Source organism: Enterobacter cloacae complex sp. 2022EL-00788, from assembly GCF_026627565.1.
GTDB lineage: Bacteria > Pseudomonadota > Gammaproteobacteria > Enterobacterales > Enterobacteriaceae > Enterobacter > Enterobacter pasteurii.
The window spans coordinates 353,501-372,242 of the sequence record NZ_JAPNMC010000002.1 but is presented as its reverse complement, the minus strand read 5'-3'; the positions used below and the strand labels follow the sequence as shown (position 1 = coordinate 372,242).

The 18,742-nt window shown below is 56.0% G+C and carries 15 protein-coding genes and 7 tRNA genes; 20 read left to right on the top strand and 2 right to left on the bottom strand.

Going from position 1 to position 18,742, the window contains the following annotated elements; genetic code table 11:
* The first annotated feature begins 6 nt into the window (after nt 1-6).
* From nagD to OWK27_RS04350, 9 genes are all read left to right on the top strand, one after another.
* A complete protein-coding gene (gene nagD / locus OWK27_RS04390; RefSeq protein ID WP_148420840.1) occupies nt 7-759 on the top strand; it encodes a ribonucleotide monophosphatase NagD in 753 nt (250 codons plus the stop codon).
* 250 nt (nt 760-1,009) lie between these two features.
* The gene (gene asnB, locus OWK27_RS04385; protein WP_267589905.1) at nt 1,010-2,674 is read left to right on the top strand and encodes an asparagine synthase B; all 1,665 of its coding nucleotides are present in this window, start codon (nt 1,010-1,012) and stop codon (nt 2,672-2,674) included.
* Nucleotides 2,675-2,900: 226 nt separating this feature from the next.
* Nucleotides 2,901-2,977: transfer RNA gene (locus OWK27_RS04380), tRNA-Met, on the top strand.
* Nucleotides 2,978-2,985: 8 nt separating this feature from the next.
* Nucleotides 2,986-3,070 (top strand) — tRNA-Leu (locus OWK27_RS04375).
* A 23-nt stretch (nt 3,071-3,093) separates the two neighbouring features.
* Nucleotides 3,094-3,168, top strand: a tRNA-Gln gene (locus OWK27_RS04370).
* A gap of 32 nt (nt 3,169-3,200) precedes the next feature.
* A tRNA-Gln gene (locus tag OWK27_RS04365) sits at nt 3,201-3,275 on the top strand.
* Nucleotides 3,276-3,292: 17 nt separating this feature from the next.
* Nucleotides 3,293-3,369, top strand: a tRNA-Met gene (locus OWK27_RS04360).
* A 41-nt stretch (nt 3,370-3,410) separates the two neighbouring features.
* Nucleotides 3,411-3,485 (top strand) — tRNA-Gln (locus tag OWK27_RS04355).
* Between the two features lie 34 nt (nt 3,486-3,519).
* Nucleotides 3,520-3,594 (top strand) — tRNA-Gln (locus OWK27_RS04350).
* Between the two features lie 113 nt (nt 3,595-3,707).
* On the opposite strand, the gene ubiF is transcribed toward OWK27_RS04350, so the two are convergent.
* Entirely contained in the window at nt 3,708-4,883 is a 1,176-nt protein-coding gene (gene ubiF, locus OWK27_RS04345; protein ID WP_267589904.1) for a 3-demethoxyubiquinol 3-hydroxylase, read from the bottom strand.
* A 135-nt stretch (nt 4,884-5,018) separates the two neighbouring features.
* Here ubiF and miaB point away from each other — a divergent pair, with 135 nt between their 5' ends.
* The 10 genes from miaB (at nt 5,019) to rihA (ending at nt 15,281) form a co-directional block, all read left to right on the top strand.
* Nucleotides 5,019-6,443 (top strand): tRNA (N6-isopentenyl adenosine(37)-C2)-methylthiotransferase MiaB, encoded by a 1,425-nt coding sequence (gene miaB / locus OWK27_RS04340; RefSeq protein WP_148420843.1) that lies wholly within the window; start codon nt 5,019-5,021, stop codon nt 6,441-6,443.
* 163 nt (nt 6,444-6,606) lie between these two features.
* Complete coding sequence (locus OWK27_RS04335) at nt 6,607-7,653, top strand: PhoH family protein (RefSeq protein WP_148420845.1); 1,047 nt, start codon at nt 6,607-6,609, stop codon at nt 7,651-7,653.
* Nucleotides 7,650-8,117 carry an rRNA maturation RNase YbeY gene (ybeY, locus tag OWK27_RS04330; protein WP_003858677.1) on the top strand — a complete coding sequence of 156 codons (468 nt, stop codon included), beginning with the start codon at nt 7,650-7,652 and terminating at the stop codon, nt 8,115-8,117. The genes OWK27_RS04335 and ybeY overlap by 4 nt, the downstream gene beginning before the upstream one ends.
* Nucleotides 8,118-8,201: 84 nt before the next feature.
* Nucleotides 8,202-9,080: a CNNM family magnesium/cobalt transport protein CorC gene (gene corC, locus OWK27_RS04325; RefSeq protein WP_148420847.1), complete on the top strand. Its 879-nt coding sequence runs from the start codon at nt 8,202-8,204 to the stop codon at nt 9,078-9,080.
* A gap of 5 nt (nt 9,081-9,085) precedes the next feature.
* Entirely contained in the window at nt 9,086-10,624 is a 1,539-nt protein-coding gene (gene lnt / locus OWK27_RS04320; protein ID WP_267589903.1) for an apolipoprotein N-acyltransferase, read from the top strand.
* Nucleotides 10,625-11,018: 394 nt separating this feature from the next.
* On the top strand, nt 11,019-11,924 hold the full coding sequence (locus OWK27_RS04315) for an amino acid ABC transporter substrate-binding protein (protein ID WP_148420851.1): 906 nt from the start codon (nt 11,019-11,021) through the stop codon (nt 11,922-11,924).
* Between the two features lie 155 nt (nt 11,925-12,079).
* Nucleotides 12,080-12,820, top strand: a complete 741-nt coding sequence (gene gltJ / locus OWK27_RS04310; RefSeq protein ID WP_148420853.1) for a glutamate/aspartate ABC transporter permease GltJ — start codon at nt 12,080-12,082, stop codon at nt 12,818-12,820.
* Nucleotides 12,820-13,494, top strand: a complete 675-nt coding sequence (gene gltK / locus OWK27_RS04305; protein ID WP_148420855.1) for a glutamate/aspartate ABC transporter permease GltK — start codon at nt 12,820-12,822, stop codon at nt 13,492-13,494. The genes gltJ and gltK overlap by 1 nt, the downstream gene beginning before the upstream one ends.
* Complete coding sequence (locus OWK27_RS04300) at nt 13,494-14,219, top strand: amino acid ABC transporter ATP-binding protein (RefSeq protein WP_267589902.1); 726 nt, start codon at nt 13,494-13,496, stop codon at nt 14,217-14,219. Before gltK ends, OWK27_RS04300 begins: the two co-directional genes overlap by 1 nt.
* Nucleotides 14,220-14,339: 120 nt before the next feature.
* Nucleotides 14,340-15,281, top strand: coding sequence for a pyrimidine-specific ribonucleoside hydrolase RihA (gene rihA / locus OWK27_RS04295; RefSeq protein WP_267589901.1), 942 nt, complete (start codon nt 14,340-14,342; stop codon nt 15,279-15,281).
* Between the two features lie 172 nt (nt 15,282-15,453).
* Here the strand turns inward: rihA and OWK27_RS04290 are convergent, their stop codons facing one another.
* Nucleotides 15,454-15,936: a zinc ribbon-containing protein gene (locus OWK27_RS04290; RefSeq protein ID WP_003858689.1), complete on the bottom strand. Its 483-nt coding sequence runs from the start codon at nt 15,934-15,936 to the stop codon at nt 15,454-15,456.
* A 214-nt stretch (nt 15,937-16,150) separates the two neighbouring features.
* Here OWK27_RS04290 and leuS point away from each other — a divergent pair, with 214 nt between their 5' ends.
* A complete protein-coding gene (leuS, locus tag OWK27_RS04285) occupies nt 16,151-18,733 on the top strand; it encodes a leucine--tRNA ligase (protein WP_148419195.1) in 2,583 nt (860 codons plus the stop codon).
* The last annotated feature ends 9 nt before the right edge of the window (nt 18,734-18,742 follow it).

Below are 18,742 nucleotides of genomic sequence, written 5' to 3'. Positions count from 1 at the left end.
TTGACCATGACCATTAAGAATGTAATTTGTGATATCGACGGCGTGCTGATGCACGACAACGTTGCCGTGCCGGGTGCTGCAGAGTTTCTTCATCGCATCATCGACAAAGGAATGCCACTGGTTCTTCTCACGAACTACCCTTCACAGACTGGTCAGGATCTGGCAAACCGCTTTGCGACTGCGGGCGTCAACGTACCGGACAGCGTGTTTTATACCTCCGCCATGGCAACGGCTGACTTCCTGAAGCGTCAGGAAGGCAAGAAAGCCTACGTGGTCGGCGAAGGTGCGCTGATCCATGAGCTCTACAAAGCGGGCTTTACCATTACCGACGTGAACCCGGACTTTGTCATCGTGGGCGAAACGCGTTCCTTTAACTGGGAGATGATGCATAAAGCAGCCTACTTTGTCGCCAGCGGCGCGCGCTTTATCGCCACCAACCCGGATACGCACGGCCGCGGCTTCTATCCGGCCTGCGGCGCACTGTGCGCCGGTATCGAAAAAATCTCTGGCCGTAAGCCGTTTGTTGTCGGTAAACCGAGCCCGTGGATCGTTCGTGCCGCGCTGAACACGATGCAGGCCCACTCTGAAGAGACCGTGATTGTCGGCGATAACCTGCGCACCGATATTCTGGCCGGCTTCCAGGCGGGGCTCGAAACGATACTGGTGCTCTCCGGCGTCTCGACGATTGACGATATCGACACCATGCCCTTCCGCCCAAGCTGGATATACCCTTCCGTCGACGAAATCGACGTTATTTGATTCAGAACCACGCCTCAGGGCGTGGTTTTTTATTTCTGTAGCCAAAAAAGACCGTCAAATCTAACAAAAAGCACCTTCCATTGAATAATCATCAATAAAACCGCGCAAAACATACTCATTTTTTAAGATTCCGCAATCCTCACTGCACTTTTTGCGAATTCACCCGTAAAACGCTTGCGCCCCCTCCCCCTTTTGCGGCATTTTCATTAGCAAGCAACATCACAACGCAACAGGGTTAACGGAGAAGGTTATGTGTTCTATTTTTGGCGTACTGGATATTAAAACTGACGCGGGCGAACTGCGTAAAAAAGCACTTGAGCTGTCCCGCCTGATGCGCCATCGCGGTCCGGACTGGTCCGGCGTTTATGCCAGCGATAAAGCGATTCTGGCTCATGAACGTCTCTCCATTGTTGACGTCAACGCCGGTGCACAGCCGCTGTATAACGAGAAAAAAACGCACGCGCTGGCTGTGAACGGTGAAATCTACAACCATCAGGCGCTGCGCGCCGAGTATGGCGACCACTACGCCTTCCAGACCGGCTCTGACTGTGAAGTGATCCTGGCGCTGTACCAGGAGAAAGGCCCGGAATTCCTCGACGACCTGCAGGGCATGTTTGCCTTCGCCCTGTACGACAGCGAAAAAGACGCTTACCTGATTGGCCGCGACCACATTGGTATCATTCCGCTGTACATGGGCCACGACGAGCACGGCAACTTCTACGTCGCGTCAGAGATGAAAGCACTGGTGCCGGTTTGCCGCACCATCAAAGAGTTCCCGGCAGGCAGCTACCTGTGGAGCAAAGATGGCGAAATCCGTCAGTACTACCAGCGCGACTGGTTTGACTACGACGCGGTAAAAGACAACGTTACGGATAAAGCCGAACTGCGCCAGGCGCTGGAAGATTCCGTTAAGAGCCACCTGATGTCAGACGTGCCGTACGGCGTGCTGCTCTCCGGCGGGCTGGACTCCTCCGTGATCTCCGCCATCACCAAGAAATTCGCCGCGCGCCGGGTGGAAGATCAGGAACGCTCTGAAGCCTGGTGGCCGCAGCTGCACTCCTTTGCCGTAGGCCTGGAAGGTGCGCCTGACCTGAAAGCCGCGCAGGAGGTGGCGAACCACCTCGGCACCGTGCACCATGAAATTCACTTCACCGTGCAGGAAGGCCTGGATGCGATTCGCGATGTGATCTACCACATTGAAACGTATGATGTGACCACCATTCGCGCCTCCACGCCGATGTATTTGATGTCGCGTAAGATCAAAGCGATGGGTATCAAGATGGTGCTCTCCGGCGAGGGTTCAGACGAGGTGTTCGGCGGCTACCTCTACTTCCACAAAGCGCCGAACGCCAAAGAGCTGCATGAAGAGACCGTGCGCAAGCTTCAGGCGCTGCACATGTTCGACTGCGCTCGCGCCAACAAAGCGATGTCCGCCTGGGGTGTGGAAGCCCGCGTGCCGTTCCTGGATAAGAATTTCCTCGACGTGGCGATGCGCATCAACCCGCAGGACAAAATGTGCGGCAACGGCAAAATGGAAAAACATATCCTGCGCGAATGTTTTGAATCCTACCTGCCGGCAAGCGTGGCGTGGCGTCAGAAAGAGCAATTCTCCGATGGCGTAGGCTACAGCTGGATCGACACCCTGAAGGAGGTGGCGGCGAAACAGGTTTCTGACCAACAGCTGGAAACCGCGAGCTTCCGCTTCCCGTACAACACGCCGGGTTCGAAAGAGGCGTATCTGTACCGTGAAATCTTTGAAGAACTGTTCCCGGTGCCAAGCGCAGCCGAATGCGTTCCGGGTGGTCCATCTGTCGCATGCTCGTCAGCCAAAGCCATTGAATGGGATGAATCTTTCAAGGCCATGAACGATCCGTCAGGACGGGCGGTAGGCGTACACCAGTCTGCCTATAAATAACGTTCAGATTGTCATCAGGCCCTCCGGGGCCTGATTTTTTTTGCCTCACTTTTCACCGCATAAAATCGATTAATAACCAATAATTGTCGAATATTCGGCCTCGCTGTTCGCAACCTAACCAAACAGTCACATTCCGGCTATTTTCATTGAAAAAGGTGTTGACGCTGCAAGGGTCTATACGCATAATGCGCCCCGCAACGCCGATAAGGTAACGCGAAAAAAAGATGGCTACGTAGCTCAGTTGGTTAGAGCACATCACTCATAATGATGGGGTCACAGGTTCGAATCCCGTCGTAGCCACCATCTTTTTTGCGGGAGTGGCGAAATTGGTAGACGCACCAGATTTAGGTTCTGGCGCCGCAAGGTGTGCGAGTTCAAGTCTCGCCTCCCGCACCATTCCCAGGTAAGCGTTGCACGGATGGGGTATCGCCAAGCGGTAAGGCACCGGTTTTTGATACCGGCATTCCCTGGTTCGAATCCAGGTACCCCAGCCATATTTCTTCGATTATGCGGTTCTCCGCGGTATTGGGGTATCGCCAAGCGGTAAGGCACCGGTTTTTGATACCGGCATTCCCTGGTTCGAATCCAGGTACCCCAGCCATCGAAGATTGCAGTACTGGCTACGTAGCTCAGTTGGTTAGAGCACATCACTCATAATGATGGGGTCACAGGTTCGAATCCCGTCGTAGCCACCATATTTACGTTATCGAATACTATTCGGTAAACTGAACATTGTTGGGGTATCGCCAAGCGGTAAGGCACCGGATTCTGATTCCGGCATTCCGAGGTTCGAATCCTCGTACCCCAGCCACTTTAAAGTCGTTAAGCAGTACGTTTAACGCAATTGGGGTGTCGCCAAGCGGTAAGGCTCTGGTTTCTGATACCAGCATTCCGGGGTTCGAATCCCTGCACCCCAGCCACTTAAAACAAACAAGCCCGCTCTGCGGGCTTTTTTGTTTTTGTCGTCGGTGCGGTCTGGGTCCCTCACCCTAACCCTCTCCCCGGAGGGGCGAGGGAATAGTCGGAGCAAAGATTAGAGTCCGAGGGCGTATTTCAGGGCCTGACGCTTCAGGCCACCGGCGCGTTCCGCCGCCATCAATCCAATATTTCGCAATATACGCACCGGACCAACGTCATTGCTGAACCCGGCATAGAACAGATCCATCCCCGACTGCATAATGAAGTTATCCGCCATACGGCGCGTCTGGTAGCGCTTCAGCACCTGATGGCTGGCCCACGATTCCGCGTGGGCGCGGGCGTTACCTGCCACATCCAGTAGCGCGTCGACGTCACGGTATCCCAGGTTGACTCCCTGCCCTGCCAGCGGATGGATGGTGTGCGCCGCATCTCCCACCAGGGCCAGCCCTTCACGGGCATACTGCAACGCATGGCGTCGCATCAGCGGGAATGCGCCCGCAGCAACCGGCGTGACACGCCCAAGGCGTTCCGGGAAGTGCAGCATAATCTCGCGCTGCAATTGTTCCATACTCAGCCCCTGTAACTGGCGAATACGCGCCGGCTTGTCGTACCACACCAGCGACGCCCAGTGATCAAACAGCGGCAAGAACGCATGCGGACCGTTCGGCGTAAAATGCTGCCAGGTGCTTTCGCCCGGCGCGGTCTCGCACTGGACGGTGATCAGCATGCAGGACTGATGATACTGCCAGGCATGGATGCCAATGCCCGCCATCTGCCTGACCTGCGAATTTGCACCATCCGCTCCCACCACCAGCTTCACGGCGAGCTCGTCGTCGTTGTCCAGCGTAAGAAGATAGCCGCCGTCATGACGATGAAGGGCTTTCAGCGAGGCCGGAACGCGAAGCGTCACCTTCGGGTGCGCCTCCAGCGCCTGCCAGAGCGCGAGCTGCAAGACGTTGTTTTCTACCATATAGCCCAGGCGCGGCAGCTTCAGCTCGGCGGCATCAAACGACACGTGAGCATTTTCCCACTCCCAGGTTTCAAGACGGCTATAGGGGTGCGCGCGCATCGCCAGCACCGCCTCCCAGACGCCCAGCCCGCGAAGCAAATCAACGGACGCCGCGCTAATGGCGGATATGCGCACGTCCGGCTTGCTGGCGGGATCGAATGCCGGCGGAGCAGCCTGTTCAATAACGGTTACGTCAAATCCCTGCTGCGCCAGCCCCAGCGCCAGCGCGCCGCCGACCATACCGCCGCCGACGACGGCAACTTCGGTGTGTTGGAGTGTCATGGTCACTATTCCTTATTGGAGAATGCCTTAAGTTTACCGGATTTTTGCGGTCCTGAGGTTGACAACCTTCATACTGGTCACAACCGCACCAAAGCATTACAATACGCGGCTTGCAATCCTGAGCTGAGCAAGTCGATGACTAAAAAACTCCATATAAAAACCTGGGGCTGTCAGATGAACGAATACGATTCATCCAAGATGGCCGATCTGCTGGATACCACCCACGGATACCAGCTGACTGAAAATGTGAAAGAAGCCGATGTGCTGCTGCTGAACACCTGTTCAATTCGTGAAAAAGCGCAGGAGAAAGTCTTTCATGTGTTAGGCCGCTGGAAACTGCTTAAGCGGAAAAATCCGGACCTGATCATTGGCGTTGGGGGCTGCGTTGCATCGCAGGAAGGTAAGCTGATCCGCCAGCGAGCACCCTATGTGGATATCGTCTTTGGCCCTCAGACCCTGCACCGCCTGCCAGAGATGATTAATCAGGTTCGCGGCAATCGTAGCCCGGTAGTGGACGTAAGCTTCCCTGAGATCGAGAAGTTTGACCGTCTGCCGGAGCCGCGCGCCGACGGCCCGACCGCGTTCGTCTCCATCATGGAAGGCTGCAACAAATACTGTACTTACTGCGTGGTGCCTTATACCCGCGGTGAAGAGGTCAGCCGCCCGGCAGACGATATTCTGTTCGAAATCGCGCAGCTTGCCGCGCAGGGCGTGCGTGAAGTAAACCTGCTGGGCCAGAACGTGAACGCCTGGCGCGGTGAAAACTACGACGGTACCACGGGCAGCTTTGCAGAACTGCTGCGCCTGGTGGCCGCGATTGACGGCATCGACCGTATTCGCTTTACCACCAGCCATCCGATGGAGTTTACCGACGACATCATCGACGTTTACCGCGATACGCCGGAGCTGGTGAGCTTCCTGCACCTGCCGATTCAGTGCGGCTCTGACCGCGTACTGAACCTGATGGGGCGTCCACATACGGTGCTGGAATACAAATCCACCATCCGTAAGCTGCGCGAAGCGCGTCCGGATATCCAGATCAGCTCCGACTTCATCGTTGGTTTCCCAGGCGAAACCGCTGAAGACTTCGAGCGCACCATGAAGCTCATCGGCGAAGTCAATTTTGACGTCAGCTACAGCTTCATCTTCTCTCCGCGTCCCGGAACCCCGGCGGCCGATATGGTTGACGATGTGCCGGAAGAAGAGAAAAAGCAGCGTCTGTATATTCTGCAGGAACGTATCAACCAGCAGGCCAACGCCTGGAGCCGTCGCATGCTCGGGACCGTCCAGCGTATTCTGGTGGAAGGTACCTCCCGTAAGAGCATTATGGAGCTGTCCGGTCGTACCGAGAACAACCGCGTGGTGAACTTTGAAGGCACCCCGGACATGATCGGCAAATTTGTGGACGTGGAGATTGTCGACGTGCTCACCAACTCGCTGCGCGCGAAGCTGGTGCGTACCGAAGACGAAATGGGTCTGCGCATTGCTGAGACCCCGGAATCCGTTATCTCTCGCACCCGCAAAGTCAACGATTCTGGCGTAGGCATTTACCAGCCATAATCCTTCTGGCCTGCCTGTCCGGCAGGCCTTGTATTTCCTCTCAGCACCCCCAATATCTACCGCAACGCTTGCGCCTTTATTCTATGGCGTGAATAATTTCGGTAATGACCATTTTATTACGCCGTGTGGCCTCAGGTCAGTTAACCAATCAAAGAGGAACAGTTTGAACATAGATACGCGTGAAATTACCCTAACGCCCGCAGACAACGCTCGCCTGCTGAGCCTGTGCGGGCCGTTTGATGACAACATCAAGCAACTTGAGCGACGTCTGGGTATCGAAATCAATCGTCGCGATAACCATTTCAAACTCACCGGACGCCCTATCTGCGTCAACGCCGCGGCGGATATTCTGCGCAGCCTGTATGTTGATACCGCCCCGATGCGTGGCGAAATTCAGGATATTGAACCTGAACAAATTCACCTTGCCATCAAAGAGGCGCGCGTGCTCGAGCAGAGCGCAGAAAGCGTGCCGGACTACGGTAAGGCCATCAATATCAAAACCAAGCGCGGCGTGATTAAGCCTCGAACCCCAAACCAGGCGCAGTACATCGCCAACATTCTCGACCATGACATCACCTTCGGCGTGGGCCCGGCGGGTACGGGTAAAACCTATCTGGCGGTTGCCGCTGCGGTAGATGCGCTGGAGCGTCAGGAGATCCGCCGTATCCTGCTGACCCGTCCTGCTGTAGAAGCCGGTGAGAAACTCGGCTTCCTGCCGGGCGACTTAAGCCAGAAGGTGGATCCTTACCTGCGCCCGCTGTACGACGCGCTGTTCGAAATGCTGGGCTTCGAGAAAGTTGAGAAGCTCATCGAACGTAACGTGATTGAAGTCGCCCCGCTGGCCTACATGCGTGGCCGTACGCTTAACGATGCGTTCATCATTCTGGATGAAAGCCAGAACACCACCATCGAACAGATGAAGATGTTCCTGACGCGTATTGGCTTTAACTCGAAAGCGGTTATTACCGGTGACGTCACCCAGATTGACCTGCCGCGCAGCACCAAATCGGGTTTGCGTCATGCCATCGAAGTGCTGGCCGAGGTGGACGAAATCAGCTTTAACTTCTTCCACAGCGAAGACGTGGTACGCCACCCGGTGGTCGCGCGTATCGTTAACGCTTATGAGGCCTGGGAAGAGGCCGATCAGAAGCGCAGGGCCGAGCTGGCCGCAGAACGTAAGCGCGAAGCGCAGGAGCATGAACAGAAATGAGTCAGGTGATCCTCGATTTACAGCTGGCCTGTGAAGATAATTCCGGCATGCCGGAAGAGGCACAGTTTCAGAAATGGCTGGATGCCGTTATCCCCCAGTTTCAGGAAGAATCGGAAGTCACGATTCGCCTGGTGGATGAAGCGGAAAGCCACGAGCTTAACCTGACCTATCGCGGGAAAGATAAACCAACCAACGTGCTCTCTTTCCCGTTCGAAGCTCCTCCGGGCATTGAGATGCCATTGCTGGGCGATCTGATCATCTGCCGTCAGGTGGTTGAGCAGGAAGCCAAAGAGCAGCAAAAGCCGCTGGAAGCGCACTGGGCACACATGGTCGTGCACGGTAGCCTGCATCTTCTGGGTTACGACCATATTGAAGATGACGAAGCGGAAGAGATGGAATCCCTCGAGACAGAGATAATGCTTGCTCTGGGCTATGAGGATCCGTACATTGCCGAGAAAGAATAGTCAGTCACTGACTACCATGCCGCCGCGCAGGGATAGAGCACGGCGGTTAACGTTGAACTAACAAGAGAACCCTTTACAAACGCCATGAGCGACGACAATTCACACAGTAGCGACACGACAACCACTAAAAAGGGATTTTTCTCCCTCATTCTGAACCAGCTTTTCCACGGCGAACCGAAAAACCGTGATGAACTGCTGGAACTGATTCGTGATTCCGGGCAAAACGACCTTATCGACGAAGATACGCGCGAAATGCTCGAAGGGGTCATGGACATCGCCGACCAGCGCGTCCGCGACATTATGATCCCCCGCTCGCAGATGATTACCCTGAAACGCAACCAGACGCTGGACGAGTGCCTCGATGTGATCATCGAATCGGCCCACTCGCGCTTCCCGGTCATCAGCGAAGACAAAGATCACATTGAAGGGGTTTTGATGGCGAAAGATCTGCTGCCGTTTATGCGCAGCGATGCCGAAGCCTTCAGTATGGAAAAAGTGTTACGCCCGGCGGTGGTTGTGCCGGAAAGTAAACGTGTGGATCGGATGCTGAAGGAGTTCCGCTCCCAGCGCTACCACATGGCGATTGTGATTGATGAATTTGGTGGCGTTTCCGGTCTGGTCACGATTGAAGACATCCTTGAGCTGATCGTTGGCGAAATCGAAGACGAGTATGATGAAGAAGAGGATATCGACTTCCGTCAGCTGAGCCGCCACACCTGGACCGTGCGCGCGCTGGCCTCTATTGAGGACTTCAACGACACCTTTGGCACCAGCTTCAGCGATGAAGAGGTGGACACCATTGGTGGTCTGGTGATGCAGGCCTTCGGCCATCTTCCGGCCCGCGGTGAAACCGTTGACATCGATGGTTACCAGTTTAAGGTCGCCATGGCCGACAGCCGACGTATTATTCAGGTCCACGTCAGAATGCCGGACGACTCACCGGTGCCAAAACTGGAAGATTAATGTAAATGGCATTTGCCCCATTATTTGAACGCCAGCGCGTCCGTTTGCTGCTGGCGCTGTTACTCGGAGCCAGCGGTACGCTGGCTTTTTCTCCTTACGATATCTGGCCGGCCGCCTTTCTCTCGCTGATGGGGCTACAGGGTCTGACCCTTAACCGTCGTCCGGTACAGGCCGCCGCCATCGGCTACTTCTGGGGCCTGGGGCTGTTTGGCTCTGGTATTAACTGGGTCTACGTCAGTATCGCGCAGTTTGGCGGCATGCCGGGGCCGGTTAACGTCTTCCTGGTTGTGCTGCTCGCCGCGTATCTCTCGCTCTACACCGGCCTGTTCGCGGGGATCCTGTCCCGGCTGTGGCCAAAAACGACCTGGCTGCGCGTGGCGATAGCCGCTCCCGTTGTCTGGCAAATCACCGAGTTTCTGCGCGGCTGGGTACTCACCGGCTTCCCGTGGCTACAGTTCGGCTACAGCCAGATAGACGGCCCGCTGAAAGGCCTGGCCCCGGTCATGGGCGTGGAGGCGATTAACTTTCTGCTGATGGTGGTCAGCGGCCTGCTGGTGCTGGCGCTGGCTACGCGCAGCTGGAAACCGCTGGCAGCCGGGCTGATCCTCTTTGCCCTGCCCTTCCCGCTGCGTTATATCCAGTGGTTCACGCTGGAGCCCGCCCGCGCCACGCAGGTTTCTCTGGTGCAGGGCGATATCCCGCAGTCAATGAAATGGGACGAGAATCAGCTGCTGAACACGCTGAAAATCTACGCTAACGCTACCGAACAGGTGATGGGCAAATCGCAGCTCATCATCTGGCCCGAGTCAGCGATCCCCGACCTGGAGATCAACCAGCAGCCCTTCCTGAAGATGATGGATGATTTGCTGCGCGCACGCGGCAGCACCCTGATTACCGGCATCGTGGACGCGCGTCTGAACCAGCAGAACCGCTACGACACCTACAACACCATCATCACCCTCGGTAAGGACAGCGAATACAGCTATACCTCCACCAATCGCTACAACAAGAACCACCTTGTACCGTTTGGCGAGTTTGTTCCGCTGGAGTCGATACTGCGCCCGCTGGCACCGTTCTTCGATCTGCCGATGTCCTCGTTCAGCCGTGGCCCTTACGTTCAGCCGCAGCTGCACGCGCACGGTTTTGCCCTGACGGCCGCCATTTGCTACGAGATTATCCTCGGCGAGCAGGTGCGCGATAACTTCCGCCCGGATACCGACTACCTGCTGACCATCTCGAACGATGCGTGGTTCGGCAAGTCGATTGGCCCGTGGCAGCATTTCCAGATGGCGCGAATGCGTTCCCTGGAGCTGGCGCGTCCGCTGCTGCGCAGCACCAATAACGGCATCACCGCCGTGATTGGCCCGCAGGGCGAAATCCAGGCCATGATCCCGCAGTTCACCCGTGAAGTGCTGACCACCAGGGTCACGCCTGCCACGGGCCTGACGCCGTACGCCCGTACCGGCAACTGGCCACTGTGGATCCTGACCACGCTGTTCGGTTTTGCCGCGGTGCTGATGAGCCTGCGTCAGCGTCGTAAATAACCCCTCACCCTAGCCCTCTCCCCTGGGAGAGGGAACAGTCCACGCACTGTTTCACCATCCAGCTCCGCCTTTTCCCCTCTCCCTTCCAGGGAGAGGGGCGATTCTGGCACGCCTATTGCTTTAATTAATCACGCACACGCTGTCTGGCTTAACGTGCAACCCTGTTGCACCAGCAACGATCGTCGGTAGCACCGAAACGGTGCAACGAGAGATTATTGCCTCTGAATGGTGCGGCGCGCTTCGCAAAAATAAACAATAACGCAGCAAAATCTTTACATTAAGCCAGACTAAATGTTAACAAGCTTGCATAACACTGCACTCGCATTGCGCGAGATATAACAACATCACAATGGGTATCAAAGCGTCACTGGCGCTGATAAGAAAGGAGTTGGGTATGCAATTACGTAAACTGGCCACAGCAATGCTGGTTATGGGAATGTCCGCGGGCGTCGTTCACGCTGAAGACGCTCCGGCAGCAGGAAGCACCCTCGACAAGATTGCCAAAAATGGCGTGATCGTGGTCGGCCACCGTGAATCTTCTGTCCCGTTCTCTTACTACGACAACACGCAAAAAGTCGTGGGCTATTCACAGGACTACTCCAACGCCATCGTTGAAGCTGTGAAGAAAAAGCTGAACAAACCTGACCTGCAGGTGAAGCTGATCCCCATCACTTCACAGAACCGTATTCCCCTGCTGCAAAACGGCACATTTGATTTCGAGTGTGGCTCCACCACCAACAACCTTGAGCGCCAGAAGCAGGCTGCCTTCTCCGACACCATTTTCGTTGTGGGCACCCGCCTGCTGACCAAAAAAGGCGGCGACATCAAAGATTTCGCTGATCTGAAAGGCAAAGCGGTTGTCGTGACCTCCGGTACCACGTCCGAAGTGCTGCTGCACAAGCTGAACGACGAGAAGAAAATGGACATGCGCATCATCAGCGCGAAAGACCATGGCGACTCCTTCCGTACGCTGGAAAGCGGCCGTGCCGTCGCGTTTATGATGGATGACGCGCTGCTGGCGGGCGAGCGCGCGAAGGCGAAGAAACCAGACAACTGGGAGATCGTAGGTACCGCGCAGTCGAAAGAAGCGTACGGCTGTATGCTGCGTAAAGGCGACGCGGACTTCAAGAAACTGATCGACGACACCATCGCTCAGGCGCAAACCTCTGGCGAAGCAGCCAAATGGTTCGACAAGTGGTTCAAAAACCCGATTCCACCAAAAAACCTGAACATGAACTTTGAACTGTCTGACGACATGAAGGCGCTGTTCAAATCACCAAACGACAAAGCTCTTAACTAATTAGAACGACAGGGGCGGGATCTCCTGCCCTCTCGATTGTCGGGAAGCATGGACAGACTATACGTTGAGTGGTCGTTCCCCACTCAGCGCAAAAATTGAGCTTCTCACCAATCTTCGAGGGTAGCGCTGCTACCCTCTTTTTTCTGGAGTTTACTATGTCAATTGACTGGAACTGGGGCATATTCCTGCAACAGGCCCCGTTCGGCAACACCACCTATCTTGGCTGGCTGTGGAGCGGCTTTCAGGTTACCGTTGCGTTATCGATAACGGCGTGGATCATCGCGTTTTTTGTCGGTTCGCTGTTCGGCATTCTGCGTACCGTACCTAACCGTTTTCTCTCTTCGATTGGCACGCTGTATGTGGAACTGTTCCGTAACGTTCCGCTGATCGTGCAGTTCTTTACCTGGTATCTGGTGATCCCGGAACTGCTGCCGGAAGATCTCGGCATGTGGTTCAAGGCGGAACTGGATCCTAACGTACAATTCTTTGTCTCCTCCATGCTGTGTCTGGGGCTGTTCACCGCCGCGCGCGTCTGCGAGCAGGTGCGTGCCGCCATTCAGTCGCTGCCTCGCGGACAAAAGAATGCGGCGCTGGCGATGGGGCTGACCCTGCCACAAGCCTACCGTTACGTTCTCCTGCCTAACGCCTACCGCGTCATCGTTCCGCCAATGACCTCTGAGATGATGAACCTGGTGAAAAACTCGGCCATCGCCTCGACCATTGGTCTGGTCGATATGGCGGCGCAGGCTGGCAAGCTGCTGGACTACTCCGCTCACGCGTGGGAATCCTTTACGGCGATAACGCTCGCGTATGTTCTGATTAACGCTTTCATCATGCTGGTGATGAACCTGGTTGAACGCAAAGTACGCCTGCCGGGCAACCTGGGGGGCAAATAATGTACGAATTTGACTGGAGTTCTATTGTTCCCTCCATGCCCTATCTGCTGGACGGGCTGGCAATCACCTTAAAGATCACCGTCATTGCGGTTATCGTGGGTATTGTCTGGGGCACCCTGCTGGCGGTGATGCGCCTGTCGAGCTTTAAGCCGTTCGCCTGGTTTGCCACGGCTTACGTTAACGTGTTCCGCTCTATCCCGCTGGTGATGGTGCTGCTGTGGTTTTACCTTATTGTTCCCGGCTTTTTACAGAACGTGCTGGGGCTGTCGCCTAAAACCGACATCCGCCTGATCTCCGCCATGGTGGCGTTTTCCATGTTTGAAGCCGCCTACTACTCCGAGATCATTCGTGCGGGTATTCAGAGCATCTCGCGCGGGCAGTCGAGCGCTGCGCTGGCGCTCGGGATGACGCACTGGCAGTCCATGAAGCTCATAATTCTGCCGCAGGCGTTCCGCGCCATGGTTCCGCTGCTGCTGACGCAGGGCATCGTACTGTTCCAGGATACCTCTCTGGTTTACGTGCTGAGCCTGGCAGACTTCTTCCGCACCGCCTCCACCATTGGCGAACGTGACGGAACGCAGGTTGAGATGATCCTCTTCGCGGGCGGGGTCTATTTTGTGATTAGTTTAAGCGCATCGCTGTTGGTCAGCTGGCTGAAGAAAAGGACGGTATAATGATTTCCCTGAAAAATGTTTCTAAATGGTATGGGCACTTTCAGGTGCTGACCGACTGCTCAACGGAAGTAAAAAAAGGCGATGTGGTGGTCGTATGCGGTCCGTCCGGTTCCGGTAAGTCCACGCTGATCAAAACCGTTAACGGTCTGGAACCCGTACAGCAGGGCGAAATTGTCGTTAACGGCACCAAAGTTAATGACAGGAAAACCAACCTTGCCCAGCTTCGCTCCCACGTTGGGATGGTGTTCCAGCATTTTGAGCTGTTCCCGCACCTTTCCATCATTGAGAACCTGACGCTGGCGCAGGTAAAAGTGCTGAAGCGCGATAAAAAAGCGGCGCGAGAAAAGGGGCTGAAGCTGCTTGAACGCGTTGGCCTTTCTGCGCACGCGGATAAATTCCCGGCTCAGCTTTCCGGCGGCCAGCAGCAGCGCGTGGCTATCGCGCGCGCGCTGTGCATGGATCCGGTGGCAATGCTGTTTGATGAACCTACCTCCGCGCTCGATCCTGAGATGATCAACGAAGTGCTGGACGTGATGGTGGAGCTGGCGCACGAAGGGATGACCATGATGGTGGTGACGCACGAAATGGGCTTCGCCCGGAAGGTGGCTAACCGCGTCATCTTTATGGATGAAGGGAAAATCGTGGAGGACTCGCCGAAAGAGAAGTTCTTCGCAAACCCGAAATCCGAACGCGCAAAAGACTTCCTCGCCAAAATCCTGCATTAATCCTCTCAGTGCGCAATCCGCGGATTGCGCACTGCCTCACGCTTTCACGTTCTTGTTCTCGTCGGCGTCACGGAGCAGCGTTAACCTTGTCACAAAATAACGCTACGTACGGAGAACGCCATGGCACAGCCTATTATTCTCGACTGCGATCCGGGTCATGATGACGCGATTGCACTCGTCCTCGCTCTTGCCTCCCCTGAACTTGAAGTCAAAGCCGTCACCTCGTCCGCCGGGAACCAGACGCCCGATAAAACCCTGCGTAATGTGCTGCGCATGCTGACGCTGTTGAAACGTACCGATATCCCTGTCGCCGGCGGCGCTGTTAAGCCGCTGATGCGCGATCTCATCATTGCGGACAACGTTCACGGGGAGAGTGGCCTGGATGGCCCGGCGCTGCCGGAGCCGGGCTTTACGCCACAACGCTGCACCGCCGTAGAGCTGATGGCAAAGGTGCTGCGTGAAAGCGCCGAGCCCGTAACGCTGGTCGCCACCGGCCCGCAGACGAACGTGGCCCTGCTGCTCAACAGCCATCCTGAACTGCACGGCAAAATCGCCAGAATCGTCATCATGGGCGGCGCAATGGGGCTGGGAAACTGGACGCCAGCGGCGGAGTTCAACATCTATGTTGACCCGGAAGCGGCGGAAATCGTCTTCCAGTCGGGCCTGCCGATTGTGATGGCGGGGCTGGATGTGACGCATCGGGCACAGATTATGGCGGACGATATTGAGCGCTTCCGTGCCATAGATAACCCGGTCGCCACCACGGTCGCAGAGCTGCTGGATTTCTTTATGGAGTATCACAAAGCGGAAAAATGGGGCTTCCAGGGCGCGCCGCTGCATGACCCCTGCACGATTGCCTGGCTGTTAAAACCGGAGATGTTTACCACGGTGGACAGGTGGGTGGGCGTTGAGACGCAGGGGAAATATACCCAGGGCATGACGGTGGTGGACTATTACTCGCTGACGGGAAATCAGCCGAATACGACGGTAATGGTGGATATCGATAGGCAAGCGTTTGTGGATCTGCTGGCGGAGAGGCTCGCATACTATAGTGCGGCCTGATGCCCTCACCCCAACCCTCTCCCACGGGGAGAGGGAGCAAACACTAAAAACGGCAACGTAATTGCCGTTTTGCTTTTACCTTTTGCGGCCTGATGCCCTCACCCCGGCCCTCTCCCACAGGGAGAGGGTGCAAACACTAAAAACGGCAACGTGATTGCCGTTTTGCTTTTACCTAGGGCTCAAACGGCCGACGCTGGAACTGATCGTGCCCGCACTTCGGACAGAGGGACAGCACCTCCGGCGTATAAACGGCAATATGGTGATGACACTTCTCACAGACCAGGTTTCCCAGCCCCACGACTTCGCCGCTGTGATACACGCCATGGTGGTTCAAATCCTGAAACACCTCGCGCCACTCCAGCTGGGTTTTATCGGTAATATCCGCCAGCTCCTGCCACAGGCTCTCCTTAATGACCCGCATAAAGACGCTGTCGGCAATCTCGTCCTGACTCTCTTCGTAGCTACGCGCAAACTCCTCCAGGTCGCGGCGAACGGCGCGCGTCACCTCTTCCACTTCGGTTCGCGTTAACTCACCCGTTTGCGTCACGCGCGCGCGGGCCTGTTCAACCAGCGCGTCGATATCGCGCTCGCCGTTACGCAGCCGTTCCGTCAGTGTCGCCACCAGTTCGCGGTAAAATTGAGCAACCTTGTTCATCATTTTGCCTCCCGGGTAAGTAACTATTTCTAATAATAGACCTTATTTCGCCGCCGCTTTGTCAGGTGAAGCACAGACCCGGTAAATTCCTGCAAAGCGCATTTGTGCGAAAGGCTGTTTTGACGAGGACGTTTGGGCTATGCTATGCGGATCTGAATCACCACATCCATTGGCTACATTTGTAGCTGTATTGAACACAGGACCACTGGCTGCCATGCAAGAGCAATACCGCCCGGAAGAGATAGAATCAAAAGTCCAGCAACACTGGGACGAGAAGCGCACCTTTGAAGTAACCGAAGACGAGAGCAAAGAGAAGTATTACTGCCTGTCGATGCTTCCCTATCCTTCTGGTCGACTACACATGGGCCACGTGCGTAACTACACCATCGGCGATGTGATTGCACGCTACCAGCGCATGCTGGGCAAAAACGTGCTGCAGCCTATCGGCTGGGATGCGTTCGGCCTGCCTGCTGAAGGCGCGGCGGTTAAAAACAACACCGCACCGGCGCCGTGGACGTACGACAACATCGCGTACATGAAAAACCAGCTGAAAATGCTGGGCTTTGGCTATGACTGGAGCCGTGAACTGGCGACCTGTACCCCGGAATATTACCGCTGGGAGCAGAAGTTCTTCACCGAGCTGTACAAAAAAGGCCTGGTATACAAGAAAACCTCAGCCGTTAACTGGTGCCCGAACGACCAGACCGTTCTGGCGAACGAGCAGGTTATCGACGGCTGCTGCTGGCGCTGCGACACCAAAGTTGAACGTAAAGAGATCCCGCAGTGGTTTATTAAAATCACCGCTTACGCTGACGAGCTGCTGAACGATCTGGACACGCTGGATCACTGGCCTGACACCGTTAAGACCATGCAGCGCAACTGGATCGGCCGTTCCGAGGGCGTGGAAATTACCTTCAACGTCGAGAATTACGACCAGACCCTGACCGTCTACACCACCCGTCCGGACACCTTCATGGGCGCGACCTATCTGGCCGTGGCCGCCGGTCACCCGCTGGCGCAGAAGGCGGCCGAAAACAACCCGGAACTGGCAGCCTTCATCGACGAATGCCGCAACACCAAAGTGGCCGAAGCGGACATGGCGACGATGGAGAAAAAAGGCGTTGCGACGGGCTTCTATGCTAAGCACCCGCTGACTGGCGAAGCGATCCCGGTCTGGGCGGCAAACTTCGTTCTGATGGAGTACGGCACCGGTGCGGTAATGGCGGTTCCGGGTCACGATCAGCGCGACTACGAGTTCGCCACCAAATACAACCTGCCGATCAAAGCCGTTATCCTGGCCGCAGACGGTTCCGAACCCGATCTGTCTGAGCAGGCGCTGACCGAAAAAGGCACCCTGTTCAACTCTGGCGAATTTAGCGGTCTGAGCTTCGAAGAGGGCTTCAACGCCATCGCCGACAAGCTGGCCTCGCTGGGCGTCGGCGAGCGTAAGGTGAACTATCGCCTGCGCGACTGGGGCGTTTCCCGTCAGCGTTACTGGGGTGCGCCAATTCCAATGGTGACCCTGGAAGACGGCACCGTAATGCCAACGCCAGAAGATCAGCTCCCGGTGATCCTGCCGGAAGACGTGGTTATGGACGGCATCACCAGCCCGATCAAAGCCGATCCTGAATGGGCAAAAACCACCGTTAACGGTCAGCCCGCGCTGCGTGAAACCGACACGTTCGACACCTTTATGGAATCTTCCTGGTACTACGCGCGCTACACCTGCCCGCAGTACAAGGAAGGCATGCTGGATTCCGAAGCGGCAAACTACTGGCTGCCGGTAGATATCTACATCGGTGGTATTGAACACGCCATCATGCACCTGCTCTACTTCCGCTTCTTCCACAAGCTGATGCGTGATGCAGGCCTTGTAAACTCTGACGAGCCAGCGAAACAGCTGCTGTGTCAGGGCATGGTGCTGGCAGATGCCTTCTACTATGTTGGCGCAAACGGCGAGCGCAACTGGGTTTCTCCGGTTGATGCGATCGTTGAGCGCGACGAGAAAGGCCGTATCGTTAAGGCGAAGGACGCTGAAGGTCATGAACTGGTGTATACCGGCATGAGCAAGATGTCCAAGTCTAAAAACAACGGTATTGACCCGCAGGTGATGGTTGAGCGTTACGGTGCCGACACCGTGCGTCTGTTTATGATGTTCGCCTCCCCGGCGGATATGACGCTGGAATGGCAGGAATCCGGCGTGGAAGGGGCAAACCGCTTCCTGAAACGCGTCTGGAAACTGGTATACGAGCACACCTCTCAGGGTGAGGCCCCAGCGCTGAACGTGGCTGCTCTGACGGAAGATCAGCAGGCGCTGCGTCGTGATGTTCATAAAACAATTGCGAAAGTGACCGATGATATTGGTCGTCGTCAGACCTTCAATACCGCAATTGCGGCTATTATGGAACTGATGAACAAGCTGGCGAAAGCCCCGCAGGACGGCGAGCAGGATCGCGCATTAATGCGTGAAGCGCTGCTGGCGGTTGTTCGCATGCTCAACCCGTTCACTCCGCACGTCAGCTTCACCCTGTGGCAGGAGCTGAAGGGCGAAGGCGATATCGACAACGCGCCGTGGCCGGTGGCTGATGAATCCGCTATGGTGGAAAACACCACCCTGGTTGTGGTGCAGGTTAACGGTAAAGTGCGCGGTAAAATCACCGTCGCGGTCGACGCAACCGAAGAACAGGTTCGCGAGCGCGCAGGCCAGGAGCATCTGGTCGCGAAATACCTTGAGGGCGTTACCGTACGTAAAGCGATCTACGTACCGGGTAAACTGCTAAATCTGGTCGTTGGCTAAGCGCGGGAG

What these genes read in the sequence shown, in the direction of transcription:
- nagD (WP_148420840.1), top strand. Translation starts at nt 7, where the DNA reads ATGACCATTAAGAATGTAATTTGTGATATCGACGGCGTGCTGATGCAC.
- asnB (WP_267589905.1), top strand. Translation starts at nt 1,010, where the DNA reads ATGTGTTCTATTTTTGGCGTACTGGATATTAAAACTGACGCGGGCGAA.
- ubiF (WP_267589904.1), bottom strand. Translation starts at nt 4,883, where the DNA reads ATGACACTCCAACACACCGAAGTTGCCGTCGTCGGCGGCGGTATGGTC.
- miaB (WP_148420843.1), top strand. Translation starts at nt 5,019, where the DNA reads ATGACTAAAAAACTCCATATAAAAACCTGGGGCTGTCAGATGAACGAA.
- ybeY (WP_003858677.1), top strand. Translation starts at nt 7,650, where the DNA reads ATGAGTCAGGTGATCCTCGATTTACAGCTGGCCTGTGAAGATAATTCC.
- corC (WP_148420847.1), top strand. Translation starts at nt 8,202, where the DNA reads ATGAGCGACGACAATTCACACAGTAGCGACACGACAACCACTAAAAAG.
- lnt (WP_267589903.1), top strand. Translation starts at nt 9,086, where the DNA reads ATGGCATTTGCCCCATTATTTGAACGCCAGCGCGTCCGTTTGCTGCTG.
- OWK27_RS04315 (WP_148420851.1), top strand. Translation starts at nt 11,019, where the DNA reads ATGCAATTACGTAAACTGGCCACAGCAATGCTGGTTATGGGAATGTCC.
- gltJ (WP_148420853.1), top strand. Translation starts at nt 12,080, where the DNA reads ATGTCAATTGACTGGAACTGGGGCATATTCCTGCAACAGGCCCCGTTC.
- gltK (WP_148420855.1), top strand. Translation starts at nt 12,820, where the DNA reads ATGTACGAATTTGACTGGAGTTCTATTGTTCCCTCCATGCCCTATCTG.
- OWK27_RS04300 (WP_267589902.1), top strand. Translation starts at nt 13,494, where the DNA reads ATGATTTCCCTGAAAAATGTTTCTAAATGGTATGGGCACTTTCAGGTG.
- rihA (WP_267589901.1), top strand. Translation starts at nt 14,340, where the DNA reads ATGGCACAGCCTATTATTCTCGACTGCGATCCGGGTCATGATGACGCG.
- OWK27_RS04290 (WP_003858689.1), bottom strand. Translation starts at nt 15,936, where the DNA reads ATGAACAAGGTTGCTCAATTTTACCGCGAACTGGTGGCGACACTGACG.
- leuS (WP_148419195.1), top strand. Translation starts at nt 16,151, where the DNA reads ATGCAAGAGCAATACCGCCCGGAAGAGATAGAATCAAAAGTCCAGCAA.